Genomic DNA, 16,607 nt, shown 5'->3' with positions numbered 1-16,607 from the left:
TCTCCTTGTTTCGTGCTAGTTCTGTACGTCGATGAGCACCTTCAGTGCTCGTGCATCGGTGAGATCGTTGAAGGCCGTCTTGGTCTCGGCGAGCGGCACCTTGCGGGTGATGAGCTCGTCTGCGGGCACGTGGCCGCTGGCCAGCAGCTCGATGGCGCGTTCGAAGTCTTCGCGTTCGTAGACGCGGGCGCCGATCAGTTCGAGCTCGCGCCAGAACACACGGTGCAGGTCGATGGGCACCGGCTGGGCGTGGATTGCGACCATGACGACGCGGCCGCGGGTGCGTGCCAAGCGGGGCGCTTCGAGCGCGGTCGCGGCGATGCCGGCGACCTCGAAGACGACGTCGGCGCCTGCGCCGCCCGTTTCAGCTTCAACGATGGCGGCGAGGTTCTCTTCGACCGGGTTGACGACCTGGGCGCCGTTGCGCTCGGCGAAAGCGCGGCGGTCGGCGTTGGGCTCGGCCAGAATGACGCGAGCGCCCGTGCCCTGTGCCACGAGCGAGATGAGCTGACCGATCGGGCCACCGCCGACGATGACGGCGGTTTCGCCCGCGGTGAGGCGTGAGCGTCGCACATCGTGTGCGGCGACAGCGAGCGGCTCGATGAGCGCGGCGTGGTCGAGCGCGAGGCCCTCGGGCAGCGGCACAACGAGCGATTCGGGGACGACCCAGAACTGCTGCATTGCGCCGGTCGTTTCGATACCCACGAAGTCGAGGTTCTGGCAGATGTGCTGGTGACCGGCTTCACACGCCGGGCAGGTGCCACACCAGTCGAGCGGCATCACGGTGACGCCGGCGCCGGGAGCGAGTGCGGTGACGCCCTCACCCACGGCGTCGATGGTGCCGCTCATCTCGTGGCCGATGGCCTGCGGCGTTTCGACGCGCGAGTCCATGTTGCCGTGCAAGATGTGCAGATCGGTGCCGCAGATACCGCAGAATGCAACCTTGATGCGTACCTGGCCGGGGCCGGGGGTGGGAACGGGCTGATCCACCACACGCATATCACCGTCACCGATGTACTGGGCTGCGCGACCGCCACCTGCATAATTCTCACGTGCCATCGTATTTCTCTCTTCTCTGAGCAAAACAGTCCAAGCAGCGTCCAAAGTTGTGCAATCATGGAACACTGTTCCACTCACAGTATCACTAATTGGAACTTGGTTCCATTTTCATGTACTGTGTCCCTATCTGATGCTTTGCTCCAGATCCCCGCGAATTACTCAATGAGGAGAAAACGAATGAATAAGCGTGCCTTTGCAGCTTTCGCGATCGCGGCAGTTGCTGCACTCGCACTCGGAATGACCGGTTGCAGCAGCAACGGAGCGGGCGGCGACAGCGCCGACACGACCGTCTTCCGTGTTGCGTTCAACCAGTCCCCCACGCACCCCCAGGCCGAGGCCATCCTTGATCTGTCAGACAAGCTCGAAGAGCAGACCGACGGCAAGTACAAGCTCGAACTGTTCGCCGATGGCACGCTGGGCTCGCAGGAGGCCTCCATCGAGCAGGTCCAGTCGGGCACCATCGATCTCGCCTTCATCGCTGGCTCACTGCTTGAGAGCTTCAACCCTGACTTCTCGGTCGTGAACCTGCCCTACATCTACGAGTCACCCGAGCACCAGATGGAGGTGCTCAACGATCCTGAGATCGTCGGCGACCTCTACGACACCCTGCTCGATCAAGACATCGAGATTCTGGCTGCCGTTCACGGTGGCGTGCGCAACGTCTACTCGAGCAAGGCCGTTGAGAAGCCCGCAGACCTCGCTGGCCAGAAGATTCGCGTCATCGGCTCGCCCACCAACGTGCGCCTGATGGAGCTCATGGGTGGCGTCGGCACTCCGATGGCCCAGGATGAGGTCTACACCGCAATGCAGTCGGGCGTGCTCGACGGCGGCGAGAACAACGAGCTGATCTACGGCACCATGTCGCACTACGAGATCGCCCCCGTGTACTCGTACACCAAGCACCTCATGATGCCCGATTACCTGGTGGGCAACCCCAAGGTCATCGCCGACATGGACGAAGAGTCACGCGAGATCTTTGAGACTCTGCTCGACGAGTCGGTCGACGTGCAGCTCGCGGCCTTCGACACCGCAGTCAGCGATGCGAAGAAGCGCGCAGAAGAGGGTGGCGCCACGTTCGTTGAGACCGACGTTGAAGCGTTCAAGAAGGAGGTTCTGCCTCTCCACAAGGAGATGCTGACCACCGAGACGACGCAGACCATCTACGACGCCATCGCTGCCGCCAAGTAATTTCGAGCTTTTCGTAATCGAGGAACGTCCATGACCATATTCCGCCTTTGGCTAGATAGAGCTCTACGAGCCCTCTGCATCGCCCTGTTTGCACTGCTGGTGCTGCTGGTGGTGTGGCAGGTATTCACCCGCCTGGTACTCCACAGCCCGAGCGCCTGGAGTGAAGAAGCAGCCCGCTACGCCTTCGTATGGCTCAGCCTCATCGGCATCAGTGTCGCCGTGGGTGAAAAGGCAGATGTGGTCATGGACTTCGTCGTCGAGAAGCTTCCCCGCGCGATTCAGCGCTACGTCGATCTGCTCGCGTACTTCGCAGTGCTCGCGTTTGTTGTGTACGTCATGCTCTACGGCGGCTACATGCAGTCGGCCATGTCATGGACGCAGACGAACCCGCTGCTGCCGTTCACGCAGGGTCAGCTCAGCCTCGCGCTGCCCGTTTCGGGCGTACTGCTGACGTTCTACGTCATTCTTCACATCGTAGGGACGCTCTCGAAGAGCTACCCGGGTCACAGGGTCGTCGACGACGAGCTTGAGGCAGTAACACAGGAATTGGGGCTCCCTGCTAATGGTTGATCCGCTCATCATCGGGCTCGTACTGCTCGGCGGCATGGTTGTGCTGCTCGCGCTCGGCGCCCCCGTATCTGTCTCCATCGGTCTGCCCTCGGCAGTCTGCATGTTCCTCGTCGCCGGTTTCGATCGCGGCGCCATCACCTCGGCCCAGCAAATGCTGCGCGGCACCAACTCGTTCGCACTGCTCGCTATCCCCTTCTTTGTGCTTGCCGGCGTCATTATGAATAACGGCGGTATCGCCGAGCGGCTGATTAACTTCGCTCGCGTGCTTGTCGGCCGCGCCCCCGCATCACTGATGCAGACCACCGTCGTGGCCAACACGATCTTCGGTGCCGTGTCAGGTTCGGCCGTGGCCACCGCCGCCGCCGTCGGTTCAACCGTGAGCCCGATGATGCGCAAGGAAGGCTACGACCGTTCGATGTCGGCAGCCGCCAACGTTGCCTCGGCCCCCGCAGGCATGCTCATTCCCCCGAGCAACACGCTCATCATTTACTCGCTCGCCGCGGGCGGCACCTCCATCGGTGCACTGTTCATGGCCGGCTACATCCCCGGTCTGCTCTGGGCCGCGACCTGTGCGTTCATCATTGCGCTGTACGCACGCAAGCACCCCGAGCTCAAGGGCACCAGCTTCCCCGGCTGGAACGTATTCTTCACCACGTTCCTCAAGGCGCTCCCCTCACTCGGTCTCATCGTTGTCGCCATCGGCGGCATCATCGTCGGCTTCTTCACCCCCACCGAGGGCTCGGCCGTCGCCGTTGTCTACGCGCTGCTGCTTTCCTTCATCTACCGCACGATCGGCCTGCGCGATCTCGGCAAGATTCTGTACGACGCCTGCCGCACGAGCACCATCGTGATCTTCTTGATCGCGGTCTCCTCGATCATGGGTTACGTCATGACCTACTCAAGGCTCCCCCAGATCATCGCTGACGGTCTCTTCGGCTGGACCGACTCGAAGGTCATCGTGATGCTGATCATGATGGGCATCCTGCTCCTCATCGGCATTCCGCTCGACCCCACGCCCGCGATGCTGATCTTCGTGCCGATCTTCTTGCCCATTGCGGTGTCATACGGTATCGATCCGGTGCACTTCGGCATCATCATGGTCTTCAACCTGTCGATCGCGGTGATATCCCCGCCATCGGCCCCGGTGCTCTTTGTCGGCGCGCAAGTCGCCAAGGTGCGCCTCGAGCCGGTCATCGTGAAGCTGATGCCGTTCATGCTCGCACTCATCGTGATGCTGTTCGTGATCGTTTTCGTCCCCGAGATTTCACTCTGGCTGCCTCGCATGGCCGGGCTGCTCAACTAACACCCACATCACTACCAGGAGGATTTCATGGCTTCAAACATGATTCGCCCAATCGGACCCGACCAGATCGTTGGTTTCTCGCAGCAGGAGCTGCGCGATCACCTGCTCATCGAAAAAGTGCTCGTGCCCGGCGAGACCCGCACCTTTGCCACGCACTACGACCGCATCGTCGCAGTGGGCGCAGTCCCCACCGATGCACCGCTCAAGCTTGAGGCCGTGCCCGAGATCCGTTCGGAGTTCTTCCTCGAGCACCGCGAGATCGGTTTCGTAAACGTCGGCGCCCAGGGCACCATCGTTGCTGACGGCGTCGAGTACGACATGGCCCCCGAGGCCGTGCTGTACCTGGGTCGCGGCACCCGCGACGTCACGTTCTACTCGGCCGATGGTGGCACCCCCGCCAAGTACTACGGCTTCTCGGCACCGGCCCACACGGCCTTCCCCAATACGCTGGCCGGCCCCGATGAGGGAACGATCCGCGAGCTGGGCGACCAGACCACGGCGAACACGCGTCGCCTGCGCCAGGTCATCCACGAGAACGGCATTCGTAGCTGCCAGATCGTTATGGGCGTCACCCGCCTGCAGGCCGGCAGCATGTGGAACACGATGCCCGCGCACACACACGAGCGCCGCACCGAGTTCTACCTGTACTTCGATGTACCCGCCAACGAGCGCGTCGTTCACCTCATGGGCGAGCCCGAAGAGACCCGTCATATGATGGTCGCTTCTGAGCAGCTCGTGATGTCGCCCAGCTGGTCGATCCACTCGGGTGTCGGCACGCAGGCATACGCCTTCGTGTGGGCCATGGCCGGCGAGAACCAGTCGTTTGACGACATGGATCACGTGCAGATCAGCGAGATGGTCTAAGCGCGCACAGCGCACATGAAAGTGGGCCCTGTCCCTCATCGCAGGTAGATGAGGGGCGGGGCTCTGTAATCTGTAAATGCCCCCACTTAGTTCAAGGAAGGATGTCGATGCCAGAAACAGCGAAACCCGCCGCTCAAAGCGCGGGCCAGAAAACGCTCGCGGTGCTTGAAGCCGCACTGTTAAACGAACGCTTCACCGACATTGTCGACACCGCGCAACTGCCCAAATCGACAGTGCACCGCCTCCTTGCCTTTCTCGTCGAGTCAGAGTTCATCACCGGAGATGCCACCGACGGGTACCACGCGGGTCGTCGCTTCATGACGCTCGCTGGCCGTGCACTGTCCAAGCTCGATATTGCGGCCCTCGCGCAGCCCATCGTCGACCGGCTGGTCGCCGATGTTGACTGCACCGTGCACGTTGGTGCGGTCACCGGCGATGAGATGGTCTATCTCATTCGCACCGATTCATCGAAGCCGTACCGCATGCGTTCGCGCGTGGGGCTGGCGATTCCGATGCATTCGACCGGCATGGGCAAGGCCACGATGGCCTACCGCGAGGAAGAATTCGTGCGCGCATACGCCGAGCGCACCGGGCTGCCCGCTCGCACCGATGCCACATACACCGATGTTGAGCTGCTCTTGGAAGAGCTGGCCCGCGTGAACTCGCGCGGCTATGCGCTCGATCTCGGCGAGAACGAGATCGGCACCGTGTGCGTCTCGGCGCCGATCTTCAATCACCGGGGAGAGGCTGCCTACGGAATGTCGGTCTCGTCGATTCTGCTCGAGCACCCCGGCACCTCCATCGAGCGGCTCGCACCGCAGGCGGTCGCTGCGGCCAACGAGATCTCGCGGCTCCTCGGAGCCCGCATCTAAGGCGCTAACGCACCCCAGGGGGCGGGCCGGAGCAATCGCTCTGGCCCGCCCCCTGCTGCGTTTCTGGGCGTGCCTGCTCGTGGGCCCACGCTGCTGAGGCGTTGCTGGCGGCGATACGCGCTGCGGCGCTGTTTGGTCCGGATCATGGGCCGTCGTGCCCGTTCCCCGCGCGAGATCGCGCCGTTCGTGCGCCTCGTTTTCGCGCCGCAACGCACACAGGGAGCGAAGCCTGGATGGCTTCGCTCCCTGTGAGAGATTGCGTGCCCGCCCCGGATCAATCCCGGGGCGGGCTGCTGCGTTAGCGGTCGGATCCGGTGCCCGCGGGCACTTCGTCTGATCCGGCGGCATCTGCGTCGAGGCGCTTGGGAGCGCGCTCGTCTGCCGAAAGCTCGACGGTTGCGCGCTGCGCCCGCACCTTCGCCAGGCGCTTGCGCACGGCGGGCCAGAACACGGCAAGCACGGCGACCGAGACGAGGCTCGTCCACACCTGCGTGCGGGTGCCCTCGCCGCTCACAACCATGATGACCACAATGGCTGCCACCGCCGCGATCACGAGGATGCCGAGCCACGGGTGCAGCCACATCTTGAGCTTCAAGCCCTTCACCTCGTCGGGCGTCATGCGCTGACGCAGGCGAATCTGGGTGAGGGCGATGAACGCGTACACGAACAGCGCAACGAGGCCGGCCGAGTTCATGATGAAGTCGAAGATGCCCGACTCTGGGGCCGCGAAGTTCACGATCACGGCCGCGTAGCCACCGAGCGTCGACGCGAGCACAGCCGCGATCGGCACACCGTTGCGTGAGCGCTTGGCGATGATGCCGGGGGCGTAGCCCTGATCAGCCAGCGCCGCGAACATGCGGGCGGCCGAGTAGAGACCCGAGTTCAGCACCGAGCACACCGCGGTCAGAGTGACCGCGGTCATGATGAGGCCGGCGGCGGGGATGCCGTAAAGGGTGAACAGGTAGACGAACGGGCCCATCACCTGGGGGTCGGGCAGTTCGTTCCAGGGCACGATGATGACGATCAGTGCAACAGCGCCCACGAAGAACAGCAGGATGCGCCAGATGACCGTGGTGGTGGCCTGGCGAACGCCCTTGGCCGGGTCTTCAGACTCTGAGGCGGCCATCACGGCGATCTCGGTGCCGAAGTACGAGAAGATCACGACGGCGACGCCGGCGATGATGGGCCAGACGCCCTTGGGGGCGAACCCGCCATGCTCCCACAGGTTCGGCAGCGAAAATGAGCCGCCGGGCCAGAAGCCGAGGGCGAAGAGCACGCCCACGCCGAGGAACACGATGATGGCGACGACCTTGATGCTGGCGAGCCAGAACTCCACCTCACCGAACGAGCGCACCGAGATGATGTTGGTGCCCGTGAAGATCAGCATCATTGCGATCGAGAACACCCATTCAGGGATGCCGGGCATCCAGCCGTGCAGAATCGCACCGCTCACCACGGCTTCGAACGCGATCACGCCGACCCAGAAGTACCAGTAGAGCCAGCCCACGAAGTAGGCGGCCCAGTCGCCGAGGCCGACGCGGGCGTACTCCATGAAGGAGCCCGTTGAGGGGCGTGCCGCGGCCATCTCGCCGAGCATGCGCATCGCGAGGAAGACCAGGAGGCCGCCGATGAGGTAGGAGACCAGGGCGGCGGGGCCCACGTTGCGGATCACGTTGCCGGAGCCTACGAACAGACTGGCGCCGATAATGCCGCCGAGCGTGATCATCGTGATGTGTCGTGAACGCAACTTCTTAGGTGCGTTCGGGTCAGAGTCAGTGATGACCTGGGCTACCGATGTTGCTGGAGAAATAGGTTTATTGTAGTTCGCTCGCATAGCTGCCCCTTCGTCGCGTCAGTGCGGGTGACTTGCACAGGCTACGGGGCACCCCGGGCAGTCGGCTACGCGATACTGCACAGTGCCAAGGGGGCGGGCTGTGCAAGATCGACTGACTAATGAAATGCTCGGCGGTGCGCAAAGCGCACCGCCGAGAACGGTGTTCATTTTGGTGGGTTCAACGGATTTCGCACTGCTACAAGCTGGCCGCTGAGGCGAGCACCTCAGCAAATACCCCGGCAGCCCAGTCGCGGGCGGCATCGGCCGCCGCAATCGACCCGCCAGCGTCGTGTCGCCCGTATTCGCCCACGCGCACCGCCCCGCACCCCTGCAGGGCTTCGTCGACGAGCTCGCTGCCGCGCGAGTAGGTGCGGTCGTAGCTGCGATCACCCATCCCAAACATCGCATACCGCACCCCGGCAAGCTCGGGGCGCATGGTTTCAAGGGCCTCATAGAAAGGAATCACCGAGGTCGGCACCTCACCGTCACCGTAGGTCGAGCAGACCACCAGGTGCATGCGCGATACATCGAGTTCGGTCACCGTCGTGTCGGCGAGATCTTGCACCTCGACGTCAGCGTCCTCCCCAAACATGCGGCTGAGCTCGTCGGCGACGAGTTCGGCCCCGCCCGATTCGGTGCCAAACAGGATGGTGGTGGGCACGCCGGCGCCGATGGATTCGGCCCCACCCGCAGCCAGCACCGGCAGCGCAATGCTCAGGTCGGTCGCGGCCGCCAACTGGGCCTCACGGGTGAGAAGCTTCGACCTCTCACGATTCGGCGCTGCCGCCGCGCGTTCGAGCTGATCGATGCGGCGCCAGCCGTCAAAGTCAACAGTTCCCTCGAGGGGCACGAGTCCCTGCGCGCCCGCCGCTGGCTTTGTTCCCGCAACGCCTGTGCCCGCTTGCACGTCGGCCGCGATCAAGCGGGCAAGGTCGCGTGCGTCGGCCCGCTGATCGGGGATCGTGCCGCGCGGGCCGCGCCGCAGCCATCCGGCAACGTAGAGCCCCGGTTCGATGCGCCCATCGGGGTGCGCGCCGGGCGCGACCGGGGAGCCAGCGTCGGCGGTGAAACCGACCGCGGTGATCACATCGGTGGCGGGGAGCGTGATGTCGCCCGCGGCGCTCGACAGCACTGCGGCTTCGACGCGCTCTGCCCCGGTGAACGCCTGCGGGCTCACCCCGAACCACCATTCCACGCGCACCCGCGGCGGGGTGCCTAAGGCTGCGAGCTGCGCGGCCGCTGCCCCGGCGTCGATGAGCGCCCGCACCGCATCAACGCGGGCGTCTCGGCCGTCGGCGGCAAGCTCCCCCGCGCCGTGCACCACGTGCTCAACGCCGCGGAGACCTGCGAGTTCGCGCACCATCACGGGGTCGAACTTGGCCTCGTGCGGCGCGCTACGCCCCACGACCCGCACCGTGCGTACGGCGCCAACGAACCTGCCATGAGCATCGTCGTCGAGGTCTGAGCCGCGTAGCCCGTCGGCGTCGCGCACCAACAGCCGCACCACGTCCATCGCCACGTTGCCGTGGCCGACGACCAACACGTCACTGCCCAGGGGCTCAGGCGCGGCCTCGTCGGGGTGGCCGTTCAGATAACGGGTGACCGCCCCGGCTCCGCGCACGCCCGCGAGCTGCGCCCCGGGCACGCTGAGTTGCGCATCACCGTGCACCCCGGTCGCGAGCACGACGGCGTCGTAGTTGCGCCGCAGCTCATCGAGCGAGAAATCCACCCCGAGCTTGCTGTTGCCGCGAAACACCACGCCCTCTTCGGTGAAGAGGCGGTCGAATTGCCGGGCCACGGCCTTCGTGCCCTGGTGATCGGCGGCCACGCCGTAACGCACCAGCCCATACGGAGTGGGCATCTCGTCGAAGACCTCGATCGGCGCCCCCGGGAACGTGCGACGCAGCGCCTGCGCGGTGAAGCTGCCCGCGGGGCCCGATCCGACAATGGCCACGCGCGGAGCGGCTGCGGCCGGTTCTCCGGCAGCAGCGGCTCCGGATCCGGCGCTGCTTCCCACTCCCGCAGCAACCCCGGCGCCCTGCGCGCCTGTCTGCGCGCGAGCCGCGGTGCGGCGCCCCGTCCAGGTCACCGGCAGCTTGGTCATGCCGCGAAATACCCAGCCGCCGATCTCGGCGGGCTGGTCGTCGATGAGCGCGAGGCCCTCGAGCGACGAGAACAGCAGCGGCAGTGCGACGTCGGCGATTTCTGACCGGGCCACCCAGGCGCCGAGGCAGACGTGCACCCCCTTGCCAAAGGCCAGGTGCGGCTTCACCTCGCGGTGAATGTTGAAGTCTGCGGCGTCATCCCACACGTCTTCGTCGCGGTTCGCCGACAGAATGCAGATGCCCAGGCGCGCGCCCGCGGGCAGCTTCACCCCGGCCAGCACGGTGTCCTGTTTCACCTGCCGCGAGTACAGCCCGATCGGGGCGACCCAGCGAATGGTTTCATCGAAAGTGGCGCCCCACAGTGACGGGTCGGATTCGACGGAGGCGAGCTGATCCGGGTTCTGCAGCAGCGCCCAGGCAGCCACGCCGAGCGCATCGCGCGGCTCGTTGAGCCCGCCGCCGATCGTCATCTTGACGTTCGCGCGGATGCTCTCGATCGGCATCTTGTAATCGGGGATCTGCAGCAGGTGCGAGAGCAGCGAATCATTGGGATTCTGCGCATGCCACTGCAGCATCTCGTCGAGCGCGACATCGACCTCGTCGAAAGACTGCTTGCCGAGCGCCCACACCTCGGGGTCGTCGGCGTAATTGCCGGTCGCATCGATCATGGTCTGCGACCAGCGCTGCAGATCCTGCTGGGTCGCGTTGTGTAGGCCGATGATCTCGCGCAGGCTTTCGGCTGCGTAGGGTGCTGCGAAATCCCACACCAGATCGGCGCCCGAGCCCTTCTTGATGAGCTCTTCGAGGTAGTGCTCGGCGTTGCGCTGGAACGTCGATTTCCAGATGCGCTTCACCGCACTCGGCCGCAACATGGGCTGCCACGCGCGCCGCTCGATGTAGTGCTCGGGGTCATCGCGCCGCAGCATCGAGTGTCCCATGGCCCGGATCTGCAGTGAGCCCTCCTCGTCAGCCGAGAAGATCTGCTGGTCGAGTTCGGTCTCGTGCACCGCGGCGTACGAGGTCACGAGGTAGCGGCCCACGGCGGGCACCCAGTGCACTCCGCCCTCGGCGCGCAGCCGCTCGTAGATGGGGAAGGGATCCCGATGCAGATCGGCAATGGTTACCCAGTCAGCTACCGGAGCTTCTTTGCTCGCCATGGTCACGTCCTTGTGTTGTGCGGTGGTGTGCGTTGCGTTTGTTTTTGTGTGCGATTGCTCGCGGTGTGGCTCTCGTTTGGCTTCAGCATCAGCATCAGCCGGTCCTATGCCCCGAGTATGACTCGAATCTCACCACAAGAAAAGCGGGTTTATTGGGAGTGATACTTCGATTAGATTGGAGTTATGACGTCTTCAACGCAGCAGACACCCGCGCCCCATGCGGTGCCACCCTTTACGCTTAAGCAGCTGGCCTATTTTACCGCGGCGGCCGATGCCGGCACGATCGCCGAGGCAGCGGCGGCCCTGCACGTTTCAGCCTCAGCCATGTCAGACGCCATCACTGAACTCGAAACCGCGATGGGTGAGCGCCTCTGTGTGCGGCGACGCGCTCACGGCCTCACCCTCACTCCCGCAGGTCAACTGCTGATGGGGGTGGCCAGGCGTATGCTCACCGAGGCCGATGAGCTCACGCACGCAATGGGCCGCGGCCAGATTGAGCTCTCGGGGCCCGTCACGATCGGGTGTTACCCCACGCTCGCTCCGCTCATCGTGCCGACACTGTTTCAAGAGTTTGCGCGGCTGCACCCCGGCGTGAGTCTCTCAATCGTTGAGGCCACGCAAGATCAACTGGCCGATGATTTCATCACCGGCAAAATCGATGTCGCGTTCGTGTACGACACCCTCGTGCCTGGCGAGATGCACCGGGCCAAACTCTTTGACCTGAGCGCGCACATGGTGTTGCCGGCGGGGCACCCGCTCGCCGAGGCCCCAAGTGTGCGCCTCGAGGACGTGATCGAGGAAGACCTGATTCTGCTCGATGCCCCGCCCTCGGGCGAACACACCCTCGCGGTGTTCACCGAGCGCGGGCTGCGCCCCCGCATTCGGCACCGCACGGCCAGCTACGAGATGGTGCGCACGCTCGTGGCGCGAGGCCTCGGCTACGGCATTCTGGTGTCACGCACCGCGAACCCGCTGAGTTACGAGGGCCTACCGCTCGTCGCGCGAACCATCACGCCGCCGGTGACGCCAGTCACGGTCGAGGCGATCTGGGCGCCCGACCGGCCACTCACCGCGCGCAGCCGCGCACTGCTCGACTTCGCGGGCGCTTTCGCGTGGCCAACTGGCGAGTGAGGCTGCGCGAGTAAGATTCGGCCGGGCAATCTAGGTTCGGCTTGATGGCAAATGCTCACGGCCCTTTAATGCGCTCTAGCACCCGCCTGAACCAACTCCGGAGCTTTCAGTAGTTCCGGAGCAAGTTGACTGTCAACCTCCGGAGTTAGTGAGATCTCCGGAGTTGGTGTGATGCAGCAGCGAATGCTGTCGCGGCGCTGCGATGTGTTGGCATGCCACTCGCTACTTTCAAAGAGTTCTAAGCCCACACCTCTACCTAAATGCCAGTTGAGGAGAGATGTTGGGCATCATCTCTCTTCAAGTAGTCGAGATGCCCCCAACCCCCGCTCTCTGACATCAACGACGCAGGCCGCGGCACTCGACGCCTGCACTCTTCGCAGCACTGCGATGTGTTGGCATGCCAACGCGCGCCAACTAGTGATCATGGCGGCACAAACAAGCAGAAAGCCCCGAACTTCGTTGAAATTTCAACGTTGTTCGAGGCTTCCTGTATTCTTAACTTTGGCGGGCACACTGAGGGAAAGATAGAGACAATTGCATGCATAGCGGCGTCGAAACTCCTGCAGTTGAGAGCCAGATTGTGCCGTTTGGGTTGTGGATGCCTTGCTTTCATTCATGGTGGTCTTGCTTATATAGATGCTGCGCCTTATTTTCCAAGATGAGGGCGGATCGGTCAAATGGAGCGGAGGCCGGCGACTTCCTATACTCCGTGGCAGTCTGAGCTTCTGTGCAACCGCCACCCCGAGACGTTTCCGTAGACGTTCCGCTCGACTGAGGGTTCCACCCCTTGCGGCGGGAATCCGCCATTTTTGTGGAAAAAGTGGCAGTGACTGACCCTGTTTATCAGGGTCAGTGCACCACCAAATGTCTGCCTGCTCGGGAAGGTGAAGCCACAGGACTACCCGCAGCGTTCTTCGGGCAGCTTCCCTGACCGCTGCCACTGTAGGTCGCAGCTACGATCTGTTTTTGGTGAGTCCCGTAGCCGATGCGGCCTGGTCGAGTGATCCCAGGTCTGTGACGTCAGTAAAACCAGCGTCTTTCATGACCTGTACGGCTTGTGCCGAGCGGTTCCCAGACCGGCAGTACACGAAGTACTGAGCGTCTGGATCCATAGTCGAGATCGCTGCGCTGAGTTGTCCGCCACTAAGGTCAAGCAGTTCGGCCCACTCAAGGTGACCCTCGGCAAACTCGGCGGGAGTTCGCACATCAAGAATAATAGTCTGCTCGGTGACAGCAACGGTGGCTGGCTCGGATGATCTATTTATGAAGAAGAAGCCTGCTCCTATAAGTAGTGCGGCGCCGATGATAATGGTGATAATACGTGTTTTCATGAATGTCTCCTATTGAGTTGTTAGTTAGTTGTGCAGGTGCCTCCCGGGCAGTACTGGGGCGATGTTTTGCTGAGGACTCGCTGCAGGGCGCAGCCGACGCAGATGCCGAACGCTGTTTCTAGGAACAACAGTGAGAGGCATAGCCCGCATAGGGCAAGGGTGAGCCAGAGTGGAGCGGCGAGTAGACCCATACTGGAGCAGGCGACGAGGGCGAGGGCGAACCCTAGCCACCAGGCGAATGCTTTTTGTGGTGCACCGACCCACTCGGGTTGCTGACGGTACACGACGAGTCGTCCGAGCGTGAGCGTGGGCGACCAGCGGTCACCGGCGGTGACGCGGAGCAGCATGTCGATCATAAACAGCATGCCGAAGGGCTGCAGCGGGGCGGTCGTGTCATTGGCCAGACTGAGTCCGAAGGCGATCGCTCCGCCGAGAAAGAGGATACCGGCCCCGGCTCGCACTGCCCGTTCGTTAATGACGGGGACGTCGTAGTCGGGTCGCAAAACCCCGATGCGTGGAGTGGGTGGCACTGTCGATCTCATCAGGCATACCTTCCGGTGCTCGCGAGCCTGTTCACGTCAAAAGACAAGCGAGGCTGGCTCATGTGCTCCCCAATAGAGTGAAAAGCTGAGGAATTTCCTGGGTTAGCACGAACACACCCATGACAAGTACGAAAATACCGAATCCTTTGCGGAGTGTGTTCTCAGGGATCTTCCCAGTCAGCATCGTGCCGAAGAATGATCCGGCTACGGCAGCGCCAGTGAAAGCGAGGACGATCGGCCATTGCAGCTGCACGGTGAACAGGTATCCACCCAGTCCAGCCGCAGATTTCATAGCGATCACCAGGAGGGAGGTGCCGATGGCGACAGCCATCGGCAGGCCACCTAGCAACGTGAGGGCGGGCACGATCAGAAAGCCGCCGCCCGCGCCGACAAGACCGGTGGCAACTCCTACCAGTGCGCCGTCGAGAATGATCCGGGTAAGTGGCAATCCCTCAGGTCGGTCCCTACTAGAGGTCTTCTTGCGCCCACGGATCATTGCGGTTGCGGTGGCGACCATCATAACGGCGAACAGCACCATGAGGATCGCGCCGGGGATGAATCCGCCCACGAAACCCCCGATGAACGCACCGACCATTCCTGCGGCACCGAAGATCAGTCCGGTCTTCCAACGCACGCGTCCCGTACGTGCGTGGGAGAACACGCTGACAGCGCTGGTGACTCCCACGACGAACAGGGATGCGGCAATCGCTTCCTGTGGAGGCATACCCAGCACATAGGTGAGTATGGGGACGGTGAGGATCGAGCCTCCGCCACCCAGCAGCCCGAGTGAAACTCCAACCAGCAGTGCTAGCAGGAGCGCAATAAGAATGGTTGCGTCCATAGCCAGTTAACGGTCCATCGGGAGGCCCGCCTGCTGCCACGCGAGCATTCCCCCTCCCATGTTATCCACGCGGTACCCCGCCGCCCAGAGAATGTCCGTCGCTTGCGCTGATCGGTTACCCGACCGGCAGACAGCGATCGCCGGACGAGTCCGGTCGATCTCACCTAGGCGTGCAGAAAGCGTTGATAGAGAGATGTGGCGTGCGCCCGGAATCATGCCGTCCGCGACTTCAAAGTCTTCTCGTACATCGATGAACTGCGTGTCACCACCGACCCGACGCCACGCCTCGCTGACGGTAATATCCGCCATCATGCCGCCTCGATCAAATCCGGTTCAGTCACTGGTGTATTGCCGGAGACGGCAACCCACCCCAGGTATGAGCCCTCAAGTTCAACTACGTCATAACCCTGACTGCGCAAGACGCTGGCGGCGATGCTATTGCGGACACCGCTCTGGCAATAGGTGACGATCGTGCCGTTGTTGGGCAATTGGTCTAGCGCCCACAGCACACGGCCACCACTGATGTTCACCGCCTCGGGCAGATGGCCTGCTGCGAACTCAGTCTTGTTGCGCACATCCAACAGCAGCGTGTGCTCGAAGGTGCCAAGCTCTTCCGGCTTCACCAGTTTTGGGGTGACGAGATCGAGACCGTCAAGTGAGGTGATGTAGCCGGTGACGTTGTCGATACCGACCCGCACGAAATGGTCGCGTAGCTCACTGGCCTCCTCAGCGGATCCGGCAAGTAGCACGATTGGCCGCTGCTCGCGCTCGGGATCATAGACCCACGCCCCATAACTGGCGGCTTTCGCGGCACCCGGAACGTTTAGCGAATCGGGAAGGGTTCCTTCATGCACGAGCGAGTTGTGGCGGGTGTCGATGAAAACGATCTCATCGGCTTGCAGCGCCACATTTAGCTGATCTACTGAATATTCCACGAGGACGAGCGGCTCACCCATGACAGCCGGGCCGAGCTTGTTCTGCGCCTTCATACGGGCGAAGTAGGCGTGCGCGTCTGGCTGTCCTGACAGAAGCTCATCAATAAAACCCTGCTCGTCATTAGCCGCGAGATACGGTGCCCACCACGAAAATGCTCGCTCGTACCCGACCGTGGAAGTGGGAACTGCGCCGAGCGCCTTGCCACAGGCGCTGCCAGCGCCATGGGCGGGCAGCACTTGCACATAATCGGGCAGAGTGAGGAACCGGTCGCGCAAACTCGCGAAGAGGTCTTTCGCGCCTTGAAATCGTGTATCAATACCACCGGCTGCTTCATCCAGCAGGTCCGGCCGACCCAGATCACCTACGAACACGAAGTCGCCGGTGAGCATGAACCCGGGCGCGTCTGCTTGAACACCATCAGTGATCAGGAACGACAAATGCTCTGGGGTGTGCCCTGGGGTGTGCACTGCCTCTACGATGATGTTGCCGAGAGTAATCTCATGGCCATCACGCATCCGTACTGCGCCATCAAATGCCTCACCATAGGTCCAGTCCGGGCCACCTTCATCCGAGACGTACATCGTCGCGCCGGTTCTACTCGCCAGCTCCCGAGTGCCCGAGAGGTAGTCAGCGTGAATATGCGTCTCAGTGACCGCCGTAATTGTCATCCCGTTCTCGGTCGCGAGATTCAGGTACTCGTCAATATCGCGACGGGGGTCCACGACGATCGCCTCGCCCTTAGCCTGACATCCGATGAAGTAACTCGCCTGGGCGAGATCTTCGTCGTAAATGTGTTTGATCAACATAAGCGATCCTCCTCAACTGCTTGGTTTCTTGTCGGTTATTCTTAGTTGTTGCAGGTACAGCGGTCGCT

General features: G+C 62.9%; 14 protein-coding genes. 6 read left to right on the top strand and 8 right to left on the bottom strand.

Translation table 11 applies throughout. The features are described 5' to 3' along the window. Window positions 1-15 precede the first annotated feature (15 nt). Window positions 16-1,059: a zinc-dependent alcohol dehydrogenase gene (locus JOF28_RS10180; protein ID WP_245189926.1), complete on the bottom strand. Its 1,044-nt coding sequence runs from the start codon at window positions 1,057-1,059 to the stop codon at window positions 16-18. A gap of 177 nt (window positions 1,060-1,236) precedes the next feature. Here JOF28_RS10180 and JOF28_RS10175 point away from each other — a divergent pair, with 177 nt between their 5' ends. The 5 genes from JOF28_RS10175 (at window position 1,237) to JOF28_RS10155 (ending at window position 5,856) form a co-directional block, all read left to right on the top strand. Next, a complete protein-coding gene (locus JOF28_RS10175) occupies window positions 1,237-2,247 on the top strand; it encodes a TRAP transporter substrate-binding protein (RefSeq protein WP_209705654.1) in 1,011 nt (336 codons plus the stop codon). Between the two features lie 30 nt (window positions 2,248-2,277). Then, complete coding sequence (locus JOF28_RS10170) at window positions 2,278-2,817, top strand: TRAP transporter small permease (RefSeq protein ID WP_209705653.1); 540 nt, start codon at window positions 2,278-2,280, stop codon at window positions 2,815-2,817. Next, complete coding sequence (locus JOF28_RS10165) at window positions 2,810-4,120, top strand: TRAP transporter large permease (RefSeq protein ID WP_209705652.1); 1,311 nt, start codon at window positions 2,810-2,812, stop codon at window positions 4,118-4,120. Before JOF28_RS10170 ends, JOF28_RS10165 begins: the two co-directional genes overlap by 8 nt. Window positions 4,121-4,147: 27 nt before the next feature. Continuing rightward, the gene (gene kduI / locus JOF28_RS10160; RefSeq protein WP_209705651.1) at window positions 4,148-4,984 is read left to right on the top strand and encodes a 5-dehydro-4-deoxy-D-glucuronate isomerase; all 837 of its coding nucleotides are present in this window, start codon (window positions 4,148-4,150) and stop codon (window positions 4,982-4,984) included. Window positions 4,985-5,091: 107 nt separating this feature from the next. Continuing rightward, on the top strand, window positions 5,092-5,856 hold the full coding sequence (locus tag JOF28_RS10155) for an IclR family transcriptional regulator (protein WP_209705650.1): 765 nt from the start codon (window positions 5,092-5,094) through the stop codon (window positions 5,854-5,856). A 298-nt stretch (window positions 5,857-6,154) separates the two neighbouring features. Here the strand turns inward: JOF28_RS10155 and JOF28_RS10150 are convergent, their stop codons facing one another. Together JOF28_RS10150 and JOF28_RS10145 are read right to left on the bottom strand one after the other, a co-directional pair. Beyond that, window positions 6,155-7,690, bottom strand: a complete 1,536-nt coding sequence (locus JOF28_RS10150; protein WP_209705649.1) for an amino acid permease — start codon at window positions 7,688-7,690, stop codon at window positions 6,155-6,157. Between the two features lie 196 nt (window positions 7,691-7,886). Beyond that, entirely contained in the window at window positions 7,887-10,952 is a 3,066-nt protein-coding gene (locus JOF28_RS10145) for a cytochrome P450 (protein WP_209705648.1), read from the bottom strand. Between the two features lie 183 nt (window positions 10,953-11,135). Here JOF28_RS10145 and JOF28_RS10140 point away from each other — a divergent pair, with 183 nt between their 5' ends. After that, the gene (locus JOF28_RS10140; RefSeq protein WP_209705647.1) at window positions 11,136-12,083 is read left to right on the top strand and encodes a LysR substrate-binding domain-containing protein; all 948 of its coding nucleotides are present in this window, start codon (window positions 11,136-11,138) and stop codon (window positions 12,081-12,083) included. A gap of 953 nt (window positions 12,084-13,036) precedes the next feature. Here the strand turns inward: JOF28_RS10140 and JOF28_RS10135 are convergent. The 5 genes from JOF28_RS10135 to JOF28_RS10115 form a co-directional block, all read right to left on the bottom strand. Next, complete coding sequence (locus tag JOF28_RS10135) at window positions 13,037-13,414, bottom strand: rhodanese-like domain-containing protein (RefSeq protein WP_209705646.1); 378 nt, start codon at window positions 13,412-13,414, stop codon at window positions 13,037-13,039. Between the two features lie 20 nt (window positions 13,415-13,434). Continuing rightward, window positions 13,435-13,944, bottom strand: a complete 510-nt coding sequence (locus JOF28_RS10130) for a DUF4395 domain-containing protein (RefSeq protein ID WP_342452145.1) — start codon at window positions 13,942-13,944, stop codon at window positions 13,435-13,437. Between the two features lie 70 nt (window positions 13,945-14,014). Then, complete coding sequence (locus JOF28_RS10125; RefSeq protein ID WP_209705644.1) at window positions 14,015-14,797, bottom strand: sulfite exporter TauE/SafE family protein; 783 nt, start codon at window positions 14,795-14,797, stop codon at window positions 14,015-14,017. 6 nt (window positions 14,798-14,803) lie between these two features. Continuing rightward, entirely contained in the window at window positions 14,804-15,106 is a 303-nt protein-coding gene (locus JOF28_RS10120) for a rhodanese-like domain-containing protein (RefSeq protein WP_209706995.1), read from the bottom strand. After that, on the bottom strand, window positions 15,106-16,539 hold the full coding sequence (locus tag JOF28_RS10115) for an MBL fold metallo-hydrolase (protein ID WP_209705643.1): 1,434 nt from the start codon (window positions 16,537-16,539) through the stop codon (window positions 15,106-15,108). Before JOF28_RS10115 ends, JOF28_RS10120 begins: the two co-directional genes overlap by 1 nt. Between the last annotated feature and the right edge of the window lie 68 nt (window positions 16,540-16,607).

Source organism: Leucobacter exalbidus (genome assembly GCF_017834145.1).
Classification (GTDB): domain Bacteria; phylum Actinomycetota; class Actinomycetes; order Actinomycetales; family Microbacteriaceae; genus Leucobacter; species Leucobacter exalbidus.
This window is presented reverse-complemented; position numbering and strand designations above follow the sequence as displayed.